General features: G+C 50.5%; 12 protein-coding genes. 4 read left to right on the forward strand and 8 right to left on the reverse strand.

Annotated features, from left to right (window positions below; genetic code table 11):
* Positions 1-70: 70 nt before the first annotated feature.
* From H1A11_RS04750 to H1A11_RS04765, 4 genes are all read right to left on the reverse strand, one after another.
* A complete protein-coding gene (locus H1A11_RS04750) occupies positions 71-1,027 on the reverse strand; it encodes a D-2-hydroxyacid dehydrogenase (protein WP_117964449.1) in 957 nt (318 codons plus the stop codon).
* A 76-nt stretch (positions 1,028-1,103) separates the two neighbouring features.
* Complete coding sequence (locus tag H1A11_RS04755; protein WP_117600552.1) at positions 1,104-2,375, reverse strand: replication-associated recombination protein A; 1,272 nt, start codon at positions 2,373-2,375, stop codon at positions 1,104-1,106.
* Positions 2,376-2,387: 12 nt separating this feature from the next.
* Positions 2,388-4,973 carry a DUF5686 and carboxypeptidase-like regulatory domain-containing protein gene (locus H1A11_RS04760; RefSeq protein WP_117600551.1) on the reverse strand — a complete coding sequence of 862 codons (2,586 nt, stop codon included), beginning with the start codon at positions 4,971-4,973 and terminating at the stop codon, positions 2,388-2,390.
* Between the two features lie 299 nt (positions 4,974-5,272).
* Positions 5,273-6,367, reverse strand: a complete 1,095-nt coding sequence (locus H1A11_RS04765; protein ID WP_117600550.1) for a UDP-N-acetyl glucosamine 2-epimerase — start codon at positions 6,365-6,367, stop codon at positions 5,273-5,275.
* Positions 6,368-6,556: 189 nt separating this feature from the next.
* Here H1A11_RS04765 and H1A11_RS04770 point away from each other — a divergent pair, with 189 nt between their 5' ends.
* Positions 6,557-7,183, forward strand: coding sequence for a trimeric intracellular cation channel family protein (locus H1A11_RS04770; protein WP_034528739.1), 627 nt, complete (start codon positions 6,557-6,559; stop codon positions 7,181-7,183).
* Positions 7,184-7,374: 191 nt separating this feature from the next.
* Here the strand turns inward: H1A11_RS04770 and H1A11_RS04775 are convergent, their stop codons facing one another.
* Positions 7,375-10,278 (reverse strand): pitrilysin family protein, encoded by a 2,904-nt coding sequence (locus tag H1A11_RS04775; RefSeq protein ID WP_117964446.1) that lies wholly within the window; start codon positions 10,276-10,278, stop codon positions 7,375-7,377.
* 271 nt (positions 10,279-10,549) lie between these two features.
* Between H1A11_RS04775 and H1A11_RS04780 the strand changes: the two genes are divergently transcribed.
* Positions 10,550-11,053 (forward strand): RNA polymerase sigma factor, encoded by a 504-nt coding sequence (locus H1A11_RS04780; protein WP_117600548.1) that lies wholly within the window; start codon positions 10,550-10,552, stop codon positions 11,051-11,053.
* Positions 11,054-11,198: 145 nt separating this feature from the next.
* Complete coding sequence (locus H1A11_RS04785; RefSeq protein ID WP_117600662.1) at positions 11,199-12,974, forward strand: biotin/lipoyl-binding protein; 1,776 nt, start codon at positions 11,199-11,201, stop codon at positions 12,972-12,974.
* 89 nt (positions 12,975-13,063) lie between these two features.
* Here H1A11_RS04785 and H1A11_RS04790 read toward each other — a convergent pair whose 3' ends face one another.
* The 3 genes from H1A11_RS04790 to H1A11_RS04800 form a co-directional block, all read right to left on the reverse strand.
* Positions 13,064-15,754 carry an ATP-binding protein gene (locus H1A11_RS04790; RefSeq protein WP_181757788.1) on the reverse strand — a complete coding sequence of 897 codons (2,691 nt, stop codon included), beginning with the start codon at positions 15,752-15,754 and terminating at the stop codon, positions 13,064-13,066.
* A gap of 16 nt (positions 15,755-15,770) precedes the next feature.
* The gene (locus H1A11_RS04795; protein WP_117600546.1) at positions 15,771-16,961 is read right to left on the reverse strand and encodes a glycosyltransferase family 2 protein; all 1,191 of its coding nucleotides are present in this window, start codon (positions 16,959-16,961) and stop codon (positions 15,771-15,773) included.
* A gap of 204 nt (positions 16,962-17,165) precedes the next feature.
* Positions 17,166-18,368: a BamA/TamA family outer membrane protein gene (locus H1A11_RS04800; protein ID WP_098032475.1), complete on the reverse strand. Its 1,203-nt coding sequence runs from the start codon at positions 18,366-18,368 to the stop codon at positions 17,166-17,168.
* Between the two features lie 159 nt (positions 18,369-18,527).
* Here H1A11_RS04800 and H1A11_RS04805 point away from each other — a divergent pair, with 159 nt between their 5' ends.
* Positions 18,528-19,928 carry a C1 family peptidase gene (locus tag H1A11_RS04805; protein ID WP_181757789.1) on the forward strand — a complete coding sequence of 467 codons (1,401 nt, stop codon included), beginning with the start codon at positions 18,528-18,530 and terminating at the stop codon, positions 19,926-19,928.
* Positions 19,929-19,959 lie beyond the last annotated feature (31 nt).

Raw genomic sequence — 19,959 nt, forward strand, 5'->3', positions numbered from 1 at the left:
CCTGCCATACAGAGCTTGTTACAGCATCTCTTCCACCGGGATATACAGCGAAGAGATGCTGTAATGTCTGTTATTTATTCACTACGTTCACCGGCTTGCCGTCTTGGTAGGCTTTGATGTTTTCGAGCATAATCAGCATGAGGCGTTCGCGCGCGGCCGTGCTTGCCCAGGCAATGTGCGGAGTGATGTAGCAGTTACGGGCAGAGAGCAATGGATTGTCGGCACGGGGAGGCTCCTGCGAGAGTACGTCTACGCCGGCGGCATAGATGGTGCCGTTGTTAAGTGCATTGGCAAGGTCTTGTTCGTTGATGAGCGGGCCGCGTCCGGTATTGATGAGGATGGCGGTGGGCTTCATCAGCCGGAGCCGTTCTGCATTCACCATCTCGCGGGTGGAGTCGGTGAGGGGACAGTGCAGGCTGATGATGTCACATTCGCGGAACAACTCGTCCAGCTCCATCTTGCGGATTTCGGGAGGAAGCTGGAAGTTGGTCTTGGAGGTGTAGGCACATACCTTCATACCGAAGCCGATGGCGATGCGGGCGGTGGTGAAGCCGGTGTGCCCCAGGCCTACGATTCCGAGCTTTTTTTCGCGCAGTTCGATGAGCGGCGTGTCCCAGAAGCAGAAGTCCTTGCTTGCTGTCCAGCGGCCTCGGTGCACCTCTTCAGAGTGGTGTTGCACTTGCTGGGTGATGTTCAGAATATGGGCAAAGACCATCTGGGCAACGGAGTCGGTGCTGTAGGCGGGAATATTGGTGACAATGATGCCGCGTTCTTTGGCAGCGGCGGTGTCTACGATGTTGTATCCGGTAGCCAGCACACCGATGTATTTCAGTTCGGGCAGTGCCGCCATGTGCTCAGCGGTGAGCACGGTTTTGTTGGTCAGCAGGATTTCTGCACCAGCGGCGCGTTCCAATACTTCCGCAGGGGCGGTGCGGTCGTAGATGGTGCACTCGCCCAAGGCTTGCAATTCGTCCCAGCAAAGGTCGCCGGGGTTGGCGGCATAGCCGTCTAATACTACTATATTCATGGAGTTATAAGTTATTTGTTGTGGGGATTTTCTGTATCCGAGTTTTAATCTCTAACTTTTAATTTTAATTGATAGTTTACCATTTCTTTTCCTCTCCCCAGAGTTGCTGCATCCGTTCCTTGTGCTTCTGCTCGGCAGGGTTGAGTTGTGGCTCCCAGATACGGCGGTCTTTCAATTCGTCGGGCAGGAATTGCTGCTTGACGAAGTTGCCGGGGTAGTCGTGAGCGTACTTGTACTTCTCGCCGTAGCCCAACTGCTTCATCAGCTTGGTAGGGGCGTTGCGCAGGTGCAGAGGGACGGGGAGGTTGCCCGTTTCACGTACCAGTTCCAGGGCATTGTTGATGGCCATATAGGCGGAGTTGCTCTTGGGGCTGGTGGCAAGGTATATGGTGGCTTCTGCCAGTGGGATACGTCCTTCGGGCCATCCCACTTTCATCAGCGTGTCGAAGCAGGCGTTGGCAAGCAGCAGTGCGTTGGGGTTGGCCAGTCCGATGTCTTCGGAGGCGGAGATGACGAGGCGGCGGGCTATGAAGGCAGGGTCTTCACCTCCTTCGACCATGCGCGCCAGCCAGTAGATGGCGCCATCCGGGTCGCTGCCGCGAATGGATTTGATAAAGGCGGAGATGATGTCGTAGTGCATCTCGCCGTCCTTATCGTAGGCAAGAGGGTTCTGTTGCAGGCGTTCGGTCACCATGTCGTCGGTGATGAGGACAGGGTCTGCGGCTTCGGAGTCTACCACCAGTTCGAGGATGTTGAGCAGCTTGCGGGCGTCTCCTCCGCTGAAGCGGAGCATGGCGGTGGTTTCTTCCAGTTCTATCTTCCGTTCCTTCAGCACGGTGTCTGTGGTGATGGCACGTTGCAGCAGTTCCAGCAGGTCGTCCTTCTCCAGTGACTTCAAGGTATAGAGCTGGCAGCGGGACAGCAGCGGGCGGATGACCTCGAACGAAGGGTTCTCCGTGGTGGCGCCTATCAGCGTCACGGTGCCTTGCTCCACGGCTCCCAGCAGTGAGTCTTGCTGCGATTTGCTGAAGCGGTGTATCTCGTCAATGAAGAGGATGGGACTGGCTTGCGAGAAGAAACGGTTGCTCTTGGCGCGCTCTATCACGTCGCGCACGTCCTTCACGCCGCTGGTCACGGCACTGAGCGTATAGAAAGGAGTTTCCAGCTTGTTGGCGATAATCTGCGCCAAGGTTGTCTTTCCCACTCCCGGAGGACCCCATAGGATAAACGAAGAGATACGTCCTGCATCAATCATCTTACGCAGCACTGCACCTGGTCCCACTAAATGTTTCTGACCGATATATTCATCTAATGTTCTTGGTCTAAGCCGTTCTGCTAATGGTTGCATAGTATGTAACTCTTAAAATATCATTAATATCATGAAGCGTATACCGCCCTTCTTCACTCCCGGTATGTCCGTATAGGTCAGCCTACGTACATATTCTATGTGGAGCAGTTTGAAGATATTGTAGATACCTACGCTGGCTTCCACATAGGGAGTCTTGCCCATGACGTGGCTGGTGGGTACACCGTCGCGCATGGGGAAGAGGAATAAGTCGGGATTGTTGCTCTTGTACGGGTTGTTCTTGTCCGTCAGCGTGCCCCACAAGCCACGGATGCGGAACATCTCGCGCCACTTCAGCTTCTTGATGAGCGGGATGCGGTTGAAGAGTTTTCCGTTCATGTCGTAGCTTAGGTTGAGGGAGGCGTAGCGGTCGTTCAGGAACTCCATGTTGTTGATGAGGTTGAAGGACTCGTTGTTCTGCGTGATGTACGAGAGGTTCGCCATCGGCAGGTTCAGCAGGGGGAAGGGAACGGTGTTCCATTGCGCACCGGCACGTGCCGTTACGTCCAGCTTGCCCCACGAGCCGAGCCAGAAGCGCTTGCGGATGCTGGCTTCCGTCAGGTTGAAGTTATACTCTCCACCCAGCACGCCCTTGAATCCGGCGGTGTGGGAGAGGGTGAAGGTGGGCGCATCCAACGATACGGGCACGCGGCGTTGCTTGGTGTTGACGAAGGTCTCACCGGGAGCGTAACGCAAAGTCACACCCAGCTCGGTGGTGGTGATGTCGTGCACCAACGTATTTTTTTCGTCCCATTGTCCGGGTGTTCCTCCGTTGTTCTTCCAGTATTGCAATTGTCCGGCAGGCTGGTCGTTACGATGGCGCGCCATGGCCTGTACGGAGAAGCCGGTATTGGTCTCCAGCTCGTAAGTCAGCGTGGCGTCGCGCATGTAGGACATCTGGTCCACCGTCGTCCATTTCCAGCCGACAAACAAGTTGTCCTTGTCCGTGGCGAGATACTTGTCCATGGGAGACATCACGTCGTAGGTGTACTTGAAGGCGATATAGTGTTTCGGGAACTCCCACAATACGTATTCGCGCTTGTTGAAGGAGTAGGCCACCTGTCCGGAGTAGAACCATTTCTTGTCCTTGGTTCCGTAGGCACCGTAGCCGCTCAGGCTCCAATGCGGGTCAAGGTTACCTGTTGTCATACCGCTCAGACGGAAGCGCGTGCCGTTGACGTAGTTGCTGGTTATCATCGTGTTGATGGGACCGAAGTCGAACTTGCTGGGATGCTTCTTGCCACCCGTCTCCACGAAGTTCTCAATCAAGGCTTTCGCCCCGAAGATAACGTACTTGAAGCCGGGAATCTGCTCGATGCGGTTCATGAATACGTCCATCGTGCTCTCTTTCTTGGTGAGGGGTACTTGGCGGACTTTCGCCCAGTATTCGTCGCTCTTGGCAAGCATGTTCGCTTCCTTGATGACGTTTCCTTTCAGACGGAAGAGGCGGGGCTCTATTTCCGTGAATTGATAGTCGCTGTATTTGGTGGTCCGTTGCACTTCCAGGCCTTGGATACCTTTCACGAAGTGTAGTTCCACGGTCATGTCGTCGTCGGTCAACACCCAGTTGCTGTCGGGCAGTTGTTCGAACTGCTGCACGATGTCGAGGTTTTCCACGAAGTTGACACCCGTCTTCTTGGGTAGGTTCATGGTACATTTCTTCACGGCATAGGTGGAGTCCTTCACCACGTAAAGGTGCCCCGTGAAACCGAAGTCCTGCGGGTTCTGCGGAACGAAAGTCAGATGGACGCACTCCTGCTTGTCCACCATGAGTGTGTCCATCAGATAGTACTTATAGAAGCTGATGGCTCCGCGACCGATGGGGCTGACGAAGCGGCGTTGCAGCAGCCGGATGTCGTCGTCGTAGATGTTGATGTCGGAGAATACGTCCGTAAGGATGGTCCCCAGCATGTCTCCGGTGTTGAAGAACTCTTCGATACCAGTGGAGTTCATGCCTTCGATGATGGTCTTTTCGCTCTTGGGGCTTTTACGGAAAATGGTCTTGCTCGCCGTCTCCTTGATGGAGATGGGTAGAATCATCTTGTTGGTCTTGGGCGATACCTCCACCTGGTCTTTGAAGAAGGAGAATTTCTTGTAAATACCTTTCTCCATTTTGTCGGGGGTAACGTCGTTGAGCGACATCTTCATCTTTTCATATTTCTGATACTGATAGTAGTCGTTCTCTTCCAGTTTCAAGGCCTTCTTGTTCTCGATGACCTTCTTCATAAACTCCACGGCGGGGTTGTTCTTGCGGGAATATTTCTCCTTCTTGGGTTTCACGACGACCTCGGAGAGCATGATGTCGTCCGGTTGCAACTTGACGTTCAGCACCCGGGTACCGGGATTCAGTTTCACTTTCTTGGTGATATAACCTACAGCGGAGAATGTCAGCTCATCCCAGCCTTTGTGGGTTTCAACCTGGTATTCACCGTTTGCGTTGGAGATGCCGCCTACACCTTTCCCTTCATACTGTACGGTGATATACATCAGCGGTTCGTTCGTGAGAGAGTCTGTGATGACACCCTTAATTTGGGCGGATGCGCTGATGGAGACAAACAGTGACAGCAGGAAAAGGGCATAAATTATATATCTTTGCTTCATAAGTTACAGATAATTCGGGCACAAAGTTAACAAATTAAGGTTAATCAAGAAGCAAATATAGACTAAAGAAACGGGAGATATGGTTAAATGAACGTGAAAGTCGTATGTCTTGTTTGCTGGATACAGATAAAAAATGTACGGAATCCTTGTAGAGAAGTTGCCGGATATAAAGGATAAAGTTGCGCAATGTATGGAGAAAGCTCTATCCCAAGCCTTGGGATAGAAAGACCCAAGCTTGGGATAAGCGTCCGTAGGTTTGGGATAGACGTTTGCAAGCTTGGGATAGAATTTATGGAGGATTATGAATTGTTGCCGTTCAGTAGTGTCTGTACGATGCGTTCCGCCGTCCGTCCGTCCCAGCGGTCGGGTAGGATGGCGTGCTTCCATTCTCCGTGCAGCAGCTTGTCGAGCGAGGCGGAGAGGGCGAAGGAGTTTTCGCCGACCAGCTCGTTGGTACCGATACGCCAGGTTTCGGGATGCTCGGCGTAGGTGTTGAGGGTGATGCAGGGGACGTCAAGGAAGGTGGCTTCTTCGGCAATGTTGCCCGAGTCGGTGACGATGCCCCGTGCCTGATTGATGAGGAACCCGAAGTGCAGGTAGCTCTGTGGAGGCAGGATGTGCAGGTTAGGGGCATCCAGTCCCAGTGACTTCACTGCCTTTTGTACGTAGGGGTGCAGAGGGGCGACGATAGGCATGCCGTCGGCTTTTTCGATGACGGTTTGGAGCAGGGAGTGCAGCACGGCCTTCTTTGCCAGCAGGTCACGGCGGTTGAGGGTTAGTAGCAAGTAGTTTCCTTTCCGCAGGCCGAGGCTGGAGAACCACATGGGCTGCACCAGGCGGTGGCGGTTGAAGCGGATGGTGTCAATCAGTATGTTGCCCACGTAGTGGATATAGTCGGGTATCATACCCTCTTGGTTGAGATTGCGGTTGGCCACCATGCCGGCAGTGAAGAGATAGTCGGAGATGGCGTCCACGATGGTTCGGTTCACTTCGCGGGGCATGTTCATGTCGAAGGAGCGCGTGCCTGCTATGACGTGCGCCACCTTCAGCCCGCGCTTCTTGGCGACGATGGAGCAACTCATGGTGGCGGTCATGTCATCTACCACCAGTACGACTTGTGCTGGGTGCCCGTCCAACTCGCGCTCGAAGGCAAGCATGATGGAGGCTGCCACCTGCGAGTGGTCATGTCCGGTGACGCCGAGGCAGGCATCCGGTTTCCTCATAGAGAGGTCGGAGAAGAGCGAGGCATCCAGGCTGGTGTCATCCTGCGGACCGGTGTAGACGATGCGGTAGGAGATGTTCTTTCCTGCCTCTCTGGCGGCGTCGATGGCGCGGCAGATGGGGGCTATTTTCATGAAGTTGGGGCGTGCGCCCGATACGATTGTTATTTTCATTGTCGTAATTGGTAAAAAAATGTCGATACAAAAATACGCTTTCTTAGGGAAATTATTTGTTACTTTGCCTATTATTTTCAGAGTGTCTGTTGAAATATGTATTATCTTTTTCGGTTTTGGATACTCGGATTTAATTTTGGATACTCGAAGCACTTGTTTAATTTTTAATTTTTAATTCTCAAAGTGATAATGCCAACATTTGTTCAGATACTCGATTTCATTGGCACATTTGCCTTTGCCATTAGTGGCATACGTCTGGCCTCGGCCAAGCGGTTCGACTGGTTTGGAGCGTATGTGGTGGGTTTTGTGACGGCCATCGGAGGCGGTACGATACGCGACCTGCTGCTGGACGTCACCCCGGGTTGGATGACGGACCCTATTTATTTGATTTGTACCGGACTGGCCTTGTTGTGGGTCATCCTCTTCGGTAAGCATCTCATCCATCTGCACAATACATTCTTCATATTCGACAGTATCGGCCTGGCACTGTTCACGGTCGTTGGTGTGGGCAAGAGCATCGCGCTGGGCTATCCCTTCTGGGTGGCCATCATCATGGGCAGCATTACCGGGGCTGCGGGAGGTGTGATACGTGACGTATTCATCAACGAAATTCCGCTGATATTCCGGAAGGAGATTTATGCGATGGCTTGTGTGGTGGGAGGAACCTTCTACTGGATGTGCCACCTTCTGGGGATGGAGTCTTTCGTGTGCCAGATTGTGGGTGGTGTGACGGTGTTCGTTACCCGTATACTGGCAGTAAAGTATAGGATTTGCCTTCCTATCCTTTCGGGTAATGAAGAGGAGCAGGAAATGTAGTCCGTTGTTTGCAGTCTGAAAACCTCAGGGATTTTCCGGTGAAACTCGGACATTCCGGAGAAGCACTTCCCAGATGTTTTAAAATAAGATTCCCCGGCATTTTCAAACCGAAATGTCGGGGAATTTTTCATATGTCTCGTTCCCCTTATTAAAGGGAGCGAGGATAGGATTGCTAAAGAGATAAGACTAGGTTAGAACAATGCATCCTTCGTGTTGAAGAGCTTGCGTTCGTTCAGTTTCACTACCTTGCCGAATTTCTCCAGCCGCTTCAGGTCGATGTCCTTCGGGTTGCCCATGATGGAGATGCAGTAAGGTTTGCCTTTGATGTTCTCTTCGTAGAACTTCACGATGTCGTCAAAGGTCAGTGCATCTACTTTCGGCAGGTTTTCTTTGGCTGGGTCGTCCGTGTAGCCTCTGTAGCCCAAGTCTACCAGTTCCATAGCTTTGTTGCGGAAGCTGGGGTGGCTGGTCAGCATGGCTTGGCGGAGGTAGCTCTTGATGTTGCCGATACGTTCCGGATTCTTCGGCATGTCATTGACGAGACTCATCAGTACGTCCAATGCATCGTTTGCCTTGTCGTTCTGGGTACCGATGTAGCCGCGCAGGTAGCTTGCTTTTCCGGCTATGCCTTGCGTGCCGACGAATGCGTAGGCTGTATAGGCCATGGAGCGTTTTTCGCGTATTTCGTTCAGAACGATGCCGGTGAAGTCGAGACCGAAGTACTGGTTGAATGCGCTACGCAGCACGTCGTCCTTCTTGTCAGCCTTCTGCATCGGGATGTAGAGGTGGATTTGGGCTTGTTCTGCATCGTTGTTAGGCAGGAAGTAGACGGTGTTTTCGGTTACCGGCATCATCTCCTTTGCCTGCGGGGAGTTGGACGGGCGTTCGTTGGCTACCAACGGGAGGTTCTTGCTCAGGATGTCGTATACTTGGTCGAAGGGGAGTGTTCCGGTAAAGAATACCTTTGCCTCGTAGTTGGAGGCACGGTTGATGTCGCCCGTCAGTTCTGAAATCTGCAATTCGTAAATCTCCTTGTCGGTCAGCTCCTTGATGTAGTCTGATTTCTCTCCGTAGAGCATGTACTGGCGCAGCGCTTCGTTCAGGATGCTGACGTTGTCTTTACGCTGCTGGCGCATACCCATTGCCGAACCTTTCAGACGTGCTAGTTGCTTTTCGTCCAATTTCGGCATCAGAATCTGGCGTGAAAGTAGCTGGCAGGCTTGCGGCAGGGTGGCTTCGTAGCCCTCCATGATGATGTAGAGGTTGTCTTCATCGGCTGTCACGTGGCAGGTTGCGTTCAGCTTGCTGAGTTCTTCTTTCAGCTCTTGCGGTTCGTAGGCTCCCATGATACCTGCGTTGTTCATCAGTTGGGCGGCATAGCCCAGTTTCGGGAATTCGCGTTCACCGGCTCCGTATTGTACAATCAGCTGGAATACGTTGTTCTCCTTGTTGGGCGTGTAGTACATCTTGGAACGGTCGTTCAGCTGCTTGATTTGCACTTCGCCGTAGTCTGCGAATTTCTCTTCCATCTGTCCGATGGGCAGGTTCTTGAATTGCGTTGCATAAAGCGATTCCTTGCCTACCGGAGGTTCTACGGGTTTGTACCCCGGCTTCTCAATCTTGGCGTTTTTGTCAGGTTTCCCTTTTTCGATATATAGGGCCAGGTAGTTGTCCGACAGGTATTTCTTGGCTACCCGCTTGATGTCGTCAGTAGTGATGGCCATAATCTTGTCCTTGTAGTTGAGTATGTCGCCCAAATCCTGCTCGTTGTAGAAGGCGTTCATCAGTATCATGGCCTTGTCCTCGTTCGACTCCATTTCCAGGTCGAACTGGCGGCATTTCTCGGCTTTGATGGCATCAATTTTCCAGTCCTCGAATTCTCCGTTGGCGATTTGCTGGATGGCTTTCAAGGCTTTCTTTTCGGCGCTTTTGGTAGACTCGAAACGGCGCTGGTTTTCGTCGTAGAGGGGAATGGCCGCTACGATGGCGCGCCCTTGTTCACGGAAAGTACGGGTGTAGGCTCCGGCGCTGGTCAGCTCACCGTCCAGTACCAGCTTGTCCATGGTTCCGGTCTGGCTGTTGTTGTTCAGCAGTGCCAGGGCGATGTCCAGAGCATCTTCGTCGGGATGTCCGGCAGGCACTCCGTTGAATACCATTGCCACTTGCGGGTAGAATCCCACTTTGGCCGAATATTGTTTGCGGCCTTTTATTTCGAGGTTCTGGTAGACCTTGCGCTCGGGTGCGGGCTTTGCAGCCAGACGCCCGAAGGCGGCATTGATGCGTCCGCTGATTTGTTGGGCTTTGATGTTTCCTACGAGTACCAGTACCATGTTTTCGGGTACATACCATTGTTCGTAGAATTCAATCAGCTTGCTCAGGCGGGGATTCTTCAGATGTTCGGGCAGGCCGATGATGGAACGGGAGTAAGGATGTCCCTCAAAAGCTTTCTCCATCACGAACTGGTTCTGTGCACGTCCCTGGTCATCTTGTGAACGGTTATATTCTTCGTACACGTTTTCCAGCTCCGACTGGAAGGAACGGAATACGGGATGCAGGAAACGTTGTGAGGAAATCTCCAGCCATTTGTTTATCTGATAGGCAGGGAAGGAGCTGTGATAGAAGGTCCAGTCATAGTAGGTTCCTGCATTTACCCCTTTGGCGCCCATGCTTTCCATCAGGTTGGAGTATTCATTGGGAAGCCCCAGCTTTCCGGCCTTGACGGTCAGCTCATTGATTTCCTTGCTGATGGCTTCTTTTTTTACCGGGTCGGCTTCTTCGGCCATCTGGTCGTACTTGGCGATGATTTCCTTGTAGATCGGTTCTTCTTCCGTCCAGTTCAGCGCGCCTATCTTGTCTGTTCCTTTAAACATGACGTGCTCCAGGTAGTGTGCAAGTCCCGTGTACTCTTCGGGGTCGTTGATGGAACCGGCACGTACGCCTACCAGTCCGAATACGTCCGATTTGGATTCGTCTTCCCATATATATACGGAAAGACCGTTCTTCAGCTTGAACGCTTTCAGTCCTTGTCCAAAGGAGGGCAGGGAGATGATGACGGCAGCCAGCAGAAGAAGTGACTTTAATTGAAATGATTTCATAAAATAAAGTGTTTTTATATAATAAAAGTGTTTCCCTATATGTAGGCAAAGCTATAAAAAAATCACGTAACATTTACGAAATCTTCGGAAAAATGATGATTTTCAGTACATGATATCACCCGTAAACTATCATAGAGGGGGTGGAAACTGTCAAATGATAGTTTTTACCCCTAATAAAAACCGTATTCCGTCCCCCGGAGCTTCAAATCTTCCTTATACTTGCAACCGTAAAACCTAAACCATTATTAACTATTTAAAAATTGAGCAAAGTATGAATACTTACAGTTTTAGAAAAGATTTACTTGCAGTGCAAGAAGAACTGCTTCGCTTTGCATACAAGTTGACAGCCGACCGGGAAGAAGCGAATGATTTGTTGCAAGAGACGTCTCTCAAGGCTTTGGATAACGAAGACAAATTTGAACCCGACACCAATTTCAAAGGTTGGATGTATACCATTATGCGCAACATCTTTATCAATAATTACCGGAAAATAGTTCGCGAACAGACTTTTGTAGACCAGACGGACAATCAGTATCACCTCAGCATGCCCCAGGACTCTGGTTTTGCCAGTACCGAAGGTGCCTACGACCTAAAAGAAATGCACCGCATCGTCAATGCCCTTCCACGCGACTATAAAGTCCCTTTCTCCATGCACGTGTCTGGTTTCAAGTACCGTGAGATTGCCGAACGTCTCGGTCTTCCACTCGGAACAGTGAAAAGCCGCATCTTCTTTACACGTCAGAAGTTGCAGGATGAACTGAAAGATTTCATCTGATAATAGTTTGGTAGTAGCAATATGATATATAACATATTGATTGCGATGAATTTTTAAGGATTATTCTTGACTATATGTCAGAATAATCCTTTATATTTGTATATGTTAAGTTAACCGAAGAAAAAATCTCTTATTACTGACTATGATGAAAAAGGAAATTAAATTCAGTCTTGTTTACCGGGACATGTGGCAGTCGTCCGGTAAGTATCAACCCCGGGTAGACCAGTTGGTACGCATTGCTCCGTTGATAGTAGAAATGGGCTGTTTTGCACGTGTCGAAACGAACGGAGGAGCTTTTGAGCAGGTAAACCTTCTGTACGGCGAAAATCCCAATAAGGCTGTACGCGCCTTTACCGCGCCTTTCAGGGAAGCAGGTATACAGACGCATATGCTTGATCGCGGGCTGAATGCACTGCGCATGTATCCCGTTCCGGCAGATGTGCGCCGGCTGATGTACAAGGTGAAGCATGCCCAGGGTGTGGACATTACCCGTATCTTCTGCGGACTGAACGAGACGCGGAACATAATTCCTTCTATCAAATATGCCCTGGAAGCGGGCATGATACCGCAGGCTACGCTCTGTATCACCTATTCTCCTGTCCATACGGTGGAATACTATGCCGGTATTGCCGACCGGTTGATTGAAGCCGGGGCACCCGAAATCTGCTTGAAGGATATGGCTGGCATCGGACGTCCGGGTATGCTGGGACAGCTTGTCAGAACCATTAAGGAGAAGCATCCCGATGTGCTGATACAATACCACGGGCATAGCGGTCCCGGACTTTCCATGGCTTCCATTCTCGAAGTCTGCGAGAACGGTGCCGACATCATCGATGTGGCGATGGAACCCATGTCGTGGGGCAAGGTTCATCCGGACATCATCTCCGTGCAGGCCATGCTGAAAGATCTGGGTTTTCAGGTGCCCGACATAAACATGAAAGCCTACATGAAAGCCCGTGCCATGACGCAGGAGTTCATTGACGATTTCTTGGGTTATTTCATGGATCCCACCAATAAACATATGTCCTCACTCTTGCTGAAGTGCGGTTTGCCGGGTGGCATGATGGGCTCCATGATGGCCGACTTGAAGGGAGTGCATTCCGGCATCAACATGATACTGCGCGGCAAGAATGAGCCGGAACTCAGTCTGGACGACTTACTCGTCATGCTGTTCGACGAAGTGGAATATGTATGGCCCAAACTGGGCTATCCTCCTTTGGTGACTCCTTTCAGCCAGTATGTGAAGAATGTGGCTCTGATGAACCTCATGCAGCAAGTAAAGGGAGAGGAGCGCTGGACGATGATAGACAACCATACGTGGGACATGATTCTGGGCAAGAGCGGACGCCTGCCCGGTACTTTGGCGCCCGAGATAGTGGAACTGGCCAAGTCCAAGGGTTTTGAGTTCGTGGATACGGACCCGCAGCTGAACTACCCGGATGCTCTGGATACATACCGGAAAGAGATGGACGAAAACGGTTGGGAATATGGCGATGATGACGAGGAACTCTTCGAGCTTGCCATGCACGACCGGCAGTATCGCGACTATAAATCCGGCGTTGCCAAGAAACGTTTTGAGGATGACCTGCAGCGTGCCAAGGATGCGGCGATGGCCAAAAACGGATACTCGGAAGAGGAAATCAAGAAGCTGAAGCGTGCAAAGGCAGACCCGATAATCGCGCCTTCCAAAGGGCAAGTGCTTTGGGAGGTTTCTGTCGAAGGTCCTTCTTCTGCTCCTTTCATTGGACGCAAGTACCAGCATGATGAGGTGTTCTGCTACATCTCTACGCCGTGGGGTGAATACGAGAAGATATGGACCGGATTTACCGGACGTGTGGTGGAAGTCTGTGCCAAGCAAGGGGATGTGGTCAATAAAGGCGATGTGATAGCCTATATCCAGCGGAGTGATATCTTTGCATAAATGAGAACTTGAAAAAGTGGAATTTCACTGAAAGTTGATAACGTAGTAGGGTGATAATGCGATAGTTTATCACCCTACAGTCCTTTCAGTCATCCTTTATTGTCCAACCATTTCTTGATGGTTTCCTTCAGTACTTCTTGGGTGAAGGGTTTGGTAAGGAAGTCGTTGCAACCTGCTTCCAGGGCAGCCTGCTTGTCGTGTTCGTAGGCATAGGCTGTAAGGGCGATGATGGGGATGTCCGGCGCCAGTTCACGGATGATGCGTGTGGCGTCGATTCCGTCAAGGTTGGGCATTTTCATGTCCATCAGGATGAGGTCGGGATGGACTTCCTCGAACATAGTTACGGCTTCCATGCCGTCTTTGGCATGTTTCAACCGATAGAGCCGGCCTAAAATGGCGTTAATTAGGATGAAATTGCTTTCTGTATCTTCGGCAATCAGGATGGTTTTGGAAGGAGGGGTAGGGAGTGTTCCGGCTTCTTCATTCTTCGGGGAAGTTCCGGGGGCTGTATTTCTGCTCCTCTGCTCTGTGGAATGTGCCTTTGCTGTCGTTTCCCGGTTGTTCTCTTCCTTCTTTTCCATCTCTGTTTTGCTGGAGGATTCCAGTGGGAGGACAAAAATAAATGTGGTGCCTTTACCCACTTCCGAAGTGACGGATATGTTGCCGCCCAGGCGTTCGATGATAGTCTTGCAGATGGAAAGTCCCAATCCGGTGCCTTGGGCAAAGTTGTTCACCTTGACAAAACGTTCGAATATCCGGTCCACTTTGTCCGGTGCAATTCCCATACCCGTATCGGTGACGTGGAATGCTACATACTTGCCTTCCCGGTGATACCCGTAACTGATGTACCCGGCGGGGGTGAACTTGAAGGCATTGCCTATCAGATTGGAAATGACCTGGAAAATCCGGTTCTTGTCTCCGTCAATCACGATATTCTCGTCAGAGGGTTCGTATATCAGCTCCACTCCTTTGGGACAGCGGAAAATATGTGTGTCGTGTATCTCCTTGCAGAGCGGATGGAGGCGTACGGGCGTGATGGTGAACTCCACGATACCCGATTCGATTTTTGATAAGTCGAGAATTTCGTTAATGAGCTGGAGCAGGCGTTCGTTGTTCGATTCTACTATTTCGTAATAGCCTAGCCGTTCCTTCTCGTCGGTGCTTTCGGCAATGATGCGCGAGAAGCCTACAATGGCATTGAGCGGTGTGCGTATCTCATGGCTCATGTTGGCGAGGAAAGCGGATTTGAGCTGGTCGGAAGTCTCGGCTTTCTCCTTGGCTACGAGCAATTCCCGTTTCATCTGTTCCATTTCCGTGATGTCCCATTCGATGTTCAGCAGGATGGGGGAGAAGTCGTTGCTTTCAATCTTCATCTTTCGCTTGTCCAGATAGATGGGGGGTCCGTTTCCGTCGCGTTCTTCCGCAATCCAGTGCATCTCTTTGCCGGTCCTGGCTATTTCAATGTCTTGTGCTCTTTTTTCCTGGGCAGTCTCCAGGGGATAAAAGTCGAAGTCGTCTTTCCCCAATGCCTCTTGTATGGGGATTTCGCGGTTGTACGATTCGCGGTTGCGGTAGAGGTACTTGAAGTTGTTGTTGATGTCCTTCACGACAATGCCTGCCGGGAGGTTTTCGATGATTTTGTCCAGAATCAGGTTGAACTGTTTGATTTGTTGCTCATGCCGGATGCGTGTGGATACATCCCTTCCGAAAGTCCAGACCGTCCCTTCGCCTTTGTCACTCGTTACCCAATAGGCGTTTCCTTCTATGGCGAGTACTTCCGGACGCAGTGGCAACGGATTGTGAACAATATAGCCTTGGGAGGTTTCTCCGCGTTTGACACATTCTGCAAATTCTTTCCACGATTTTTTGTCTCTTCCATACGAAGGCAAGTCGTATATTTTCAGTTTCGTGATGTCTTGGGTATTGCCGATGCCATGTCGCTCCTTGAAGCAGCGGTTGCCGAATATCAGTGTACCGTCTTCGTGTGCCGAGTAAATATCTTCGGTGGAGTTGTTGATGGCATGTGTCAGCAAGTTGATATCGTTGCGCCGTTGCTGAATGTCGGTGATATTCTGTATATATCCTTCCAGAATGGTATTTTTGTCTTTATGATATTCGCGTGCAAAGGCCTTGAGCCGTATATAGAAAATCTTTTCCTGAAGCAAGATGCGGTAGTCCACACTGTTTTCCATTTTCCCTTTTAGGTTTTCTTTCAGCCAGTTGGTGAAAGATTTCCGGTCTTCGGGAAGTATCAGTTTCAGATAGTCGTTCAGATTGATTTCTTGTGTCTCCTCTGTGCATAGGATATCGGTGTGTCCGGCATATTTGAAGCTTTGGGTGTCTGAATCGTATTGCCAGTTTCCGATAAGCGCAGCTTTTTGGATTTCATTCAACTCTTGGTTTTTTCTTTCGAGTTCCAGCTTGCGCTGGCTACGTTCCGTGATGTCGCGGTATTGGCAGAGCACCATTCCGTCAAAGGGGGACATGATACACTTGAAGAAATAAGTGGTGCCGTTCAAGGCCATTTCGTAGTTATGGGTAGAGCGTATTTTGTGCGTCAGTACTCTTTTAAAGTCCGGATAGATTTGGTTATAAGTGGATAAGGGAATTAGTTGGAACAGATTCTTGCCCAGTAACCGGTCTTCCTTCAAGAACCAGAGATTGATGTTGTAAACTGCAATGTCCACACAAATACCGTCTTTGTCCAGAAGAATCATGGTGTCGGATGTCTGCTTTAACAGTCTTTCGGCGTTTTCAGCTTGTTTTAAAATGTTTTTCATTCTTATAGTATTAGTTTCATGCCCTTCTGGCCTTCTCCCATGCGCCGCTTGCATTGTCTTTACGTTTGCGCAGGTAGTTGAATCCTCGTATGACGTTGACGTTCATAAAAAGGAAATAGTAGGGGATGAAAAGTATCTTGTTCTTTATATGCTTCGTTGAAAGGTAGTACCCCCAACTTCCCATGAGGTAGAAAAAAGCTTGTAACAGCCAGATGATGGCATACAGTAATGGCGTGCTTGTCGTAAAGATGAGAATTGTGTTGAGGGGAAGCAATAGAAACAATAGGATAGGAGTGAGCGACCAGCGCAGCACCCGGTGGGAAATATATTGGAAACAGAATGTGCCGTAACGGAACGGGTTGAGCAGCGGACGTAGCCGCCAGATAGACTGCAAGCCACCGGCAGCGATGCGCACCTTGCGCTTTTCTTCCTCGCGCATATCTGCCGAGCCGCTTTCTACGGCATAGGCATTGGCACAATAGGCAATGGTGTGTCCCTGCATGACGATGTGCAGGGAGAGTGTGAAGTCGTCGAGCAACGTGTCTGTTTGCATTTCTTCGAACAGATTGCGGCGCACGGCAAACAACTCACCCGCTGCTCCTACTGCTGAATAGAGGCGTGCGTCGAGCGCTTTGAGGGTGGATTCGTATTTCCAGTACAACCCTTCTCCCCCAGAGGCAGCATTGTCCTTACTTTGCACAGCAATACGTTTTTCGCCTGCCACGCATCCCACTTTAGGGTCGGTGAAGGCGTGCACTATCTCCCGTAGGGCTTTTCGGTTGAGGTGCGTATTGGCATCGGTGAATACGACAAGGGGCGTTCCTACGAAATGTATACCGCGGTTCAGGGCGGCTGTCTTGCCTTGGCGTTGGGGTTGGTGGAGGACGGTGGCTTGCGGCCAGCGGGAGAGGCGTTCGTTGGTACGGTCGTTGCTGCCGTCGGTCACCCAAAGAATGCGTAGCTTGTCGGCAGGATAGTCCAGCTCCAGACAGTTGCGCATTTTTTCGTCCACTACATCTTCTTCATTATAGGCGGCGATAAACAGAGTCAATGGGGGCAATGCGTTGTCGGTGGGCATAGGCCAGAGGGTAGGTGTGTGGAAGCACTCTTTTATCTTGACCAGAATATATAATAATATACCATAGCCTATATAGGTATAGAACACTATGAATAAACTTATCCAGAAGAGTATCTCAAGAACTTTCATGCTTCTGTTTTGTTTGCTATCTTTTTGAGGAAAAAGAAATGTGATTGCCAAAAGTATGGATAATCTTTTACTGATGCAAGAAAAAGAAAAGAAAAATGAAATGTTTGTGTCTCAAGAGGTAAAGTTTGGTTTTCAGGGCATTTTGATGTTATAATCATTCTCCATAGGAGGGAGACGGGCAGATACGGCAAGGTAAGGCGTTACTCAAAACGCTTCTGTCATATTGAAGTAAAACAACATCTGGTTGTTTACCGTGTTTTTGCCTAAATCCAGGCGGACGTTCATGCGTGGCTGTACCTCAATGCGTAGACCTACACCATAGTTGGGCAGTACGCCCTCTATCTTGCCAGGAGTGGGGCCCATGAAGCCGCACCCGGTCCAGGCTACAAAACCTATGTGGTTGAGCATCCGCTTCAGCCAGGTGCTGCGGTCGGTATTGAGCATCTGCCGGTATTCTGCCATGACCACGTGCGAGGACTTGTCGCGATACTGCCCCATGTAGTAGCCGCGCAGGTCGAAAGGCGTTCCGGTGAGGGCGTATTGCGTCAGTGGGACGTCGCCGAACACGTTCTTGGTCTGTGCCGTCCACGCAAGCACCCTGCGCTTGCCCAGTGACTTGTATTGGCGGTAGTCTATCTCCAGGCGGTAGAAGGTCTGGTCGCTTCCGATGAATTTGGTGTACATCATGCCGCGGAAATCCAGATACATGCCGCGGTAGGCGTTGGCGGGAACGTCACGGCTGTCGTATGTCAGCAGGAAGCCGAGGCCGGAGTTGAAGTTGTTGTAGCCGTTGGCCGTACCGCCTGCCTCTTTGTACGAAGGTTCGTTCACCAAGAACTTGCCGGGCTCCGTCAGGTGGTCATAATTGATGTCTATTTGAGGTCCGGCAAAGATATTGCTGTTGCCCAGCCGGAAGAGGAACCAGGGGTTGATTTGCACGCCGCTGTATCGGTATTTGCTGGTACTGTCGCTTCGTACGTAATCTTTATTGGTATTATAGCCGATGCCGTAAAAGTTTTCTTCCGTATTTTTATAGCTAAACTTTCCGAAGATACGGAAACGGTCACCCTTGAAGAAGAGTTGAGGCTTGGAGAAAAGATTGATGCCACCGTTGAACATGAAGGCGATGGCCATGGGCACTACGGAGCGCAACTGCGTGGTGTCGCTGGGGTTTATGCGGAAGGTCATCAGGGCGCTTCCTCCCAGCACGGCACCGAAGTCGGGAGTGTAGCTGGGTCCACCCAGAATATTGTAATGCAGATTCCGGCGCGCTACCTTTTGCTTGCGTAGTTCTTTTTTTGTCAGTGCGGGAACGCTGTCGTTTGTGGCGGCCGCAGTCTGTTCCTGGGCATAAAGGGTGGTGGCGAACAGCACCAGTGCGATAATGCTTAGTATATATCTTTTCATGTCGTACGAAATGTGGGTGCAAAGGAAACTATTTTATTCCGAATAGTTTTCACTGTAATAGATAATAAATCTAAAGATGTCACTAAAATTATCAAAAAAGACATTACTTTTGTCTGCTTCACGAAGCAAGACATCAATAACTAAAAACACATAATCTGAATGAAGAAACGATTTTTATCTGTAATTGTTCTGAGTGCCGCACTGCTTTCTGTGCAGGCACAAGAAGGAAAAGGCGGCATCAGCCCCGAAATGCTTGGGCAAATCAAGCAAAGTTATCAAGGCACGGCTGCCGACAAGGCTCTCCGCAATGCCATAGGCAATAATGACATCCGTAAACTGGCACTCAACCAGGAGAATATGCAGGGCATGGATACCCACTTCTCCGTCAAGGTAGAGTCCAGAGGCATCACCGACCAGAAGTCGTCCGGCCGTTGCTGGTTGTTCACCGGGTTCAACGTGATGCGGGCCAAGACCCTTGCCGAATACGGTTTCCAGTCTTTTGAGTTCTCCGAAGTCTATCCTTTCTTCTGGGACCAGTTGGAGAAGGCAAACCTCTTCTTGCAAGGCATCATCGACACCTCCAAGAGTCCCCTGACTGATAAAACCGTAGAATGGCTCTTCCAGCATCCGCTGAGCGATGGGGGTACCTTTACCGGTGTGGCCGACATTGTTTCCAAATACGGCCTTGTTCCTAAAGATGCCATGCCTGAAACAAACAGCAGTGAAAATACCTCCCGCATGGCCAACCTCATCTCTCTGAAGCTGAAAGAGTATGGTCTGCAACTACGTGATATGGCTGCCGCCGGTGCCAAGCCCGCAGCTCTGGAGAAGGAGAAAACCACAATGCTCGGAACCATCTACCGCATGTTGGTGCTGAACCTTGGTGTACCTCCCACGGAGTTCGACTATGTCTGCCACGATGCTAAGGGTAATCCCGTGGAGATAGAGCATCACACTCCCATGTCTTTCCTTGAGAAGTATGGAGACAAACAACTGCTGACCAACTACGTAATGCTGATGAACGATCCCAGTCGTGAGTATTATAAGTGCTATGAAATAGACTACGACCGTCACCGTTACGACGGTAAAAACTGGACTTATGTCAACCTGCCCGTAGAGGATATTAAGGAGATGGCCATCGCCTCCTTGAAGGACAGCACCATGATGTACTTCTCTTGCGATGTGGGCAAGTTCCTGAACTCTGAACGCGGTCTGCTTGATGTGAAAAATTATGACTACGAGTCACTGATGGGTACTACCTTCGGAATGGATAAAAAACAACGCATTCAGACCTTCTCCAGCGGCTCGTCCCACGCCATGACCTTGATGGCTGTTGACTTGAACAAAGACGGAAAGCCCGTAAAATGGATGGTAGAGAATAGCTGGGGAGCTGCTTCCGGTTACCAGGGACATCTCATCATGACCGACGAGTGGTTCAATGAATACATGTTCCGCTTGGTGGTGGAGACAAAGTATGTTCCTGCCAAAGTGATGGAATTGTTCAAACAAAAACCTATCCGCCTGCCGGCATGGGACCCGATGTTTGCTGAAGAAAAGTGATGATAAGGATTAGAGGTTAAGGATTAGTGAT

This window comes from Bacteroides sp. CACC 737 (assembly GCF_013874375.1).
GTDB lineage: Bacteria > Bacteroidota > Bacteroidia > Bacteroidales > Bacteroidaceae > Bacteroides > Bacteroides uniformis.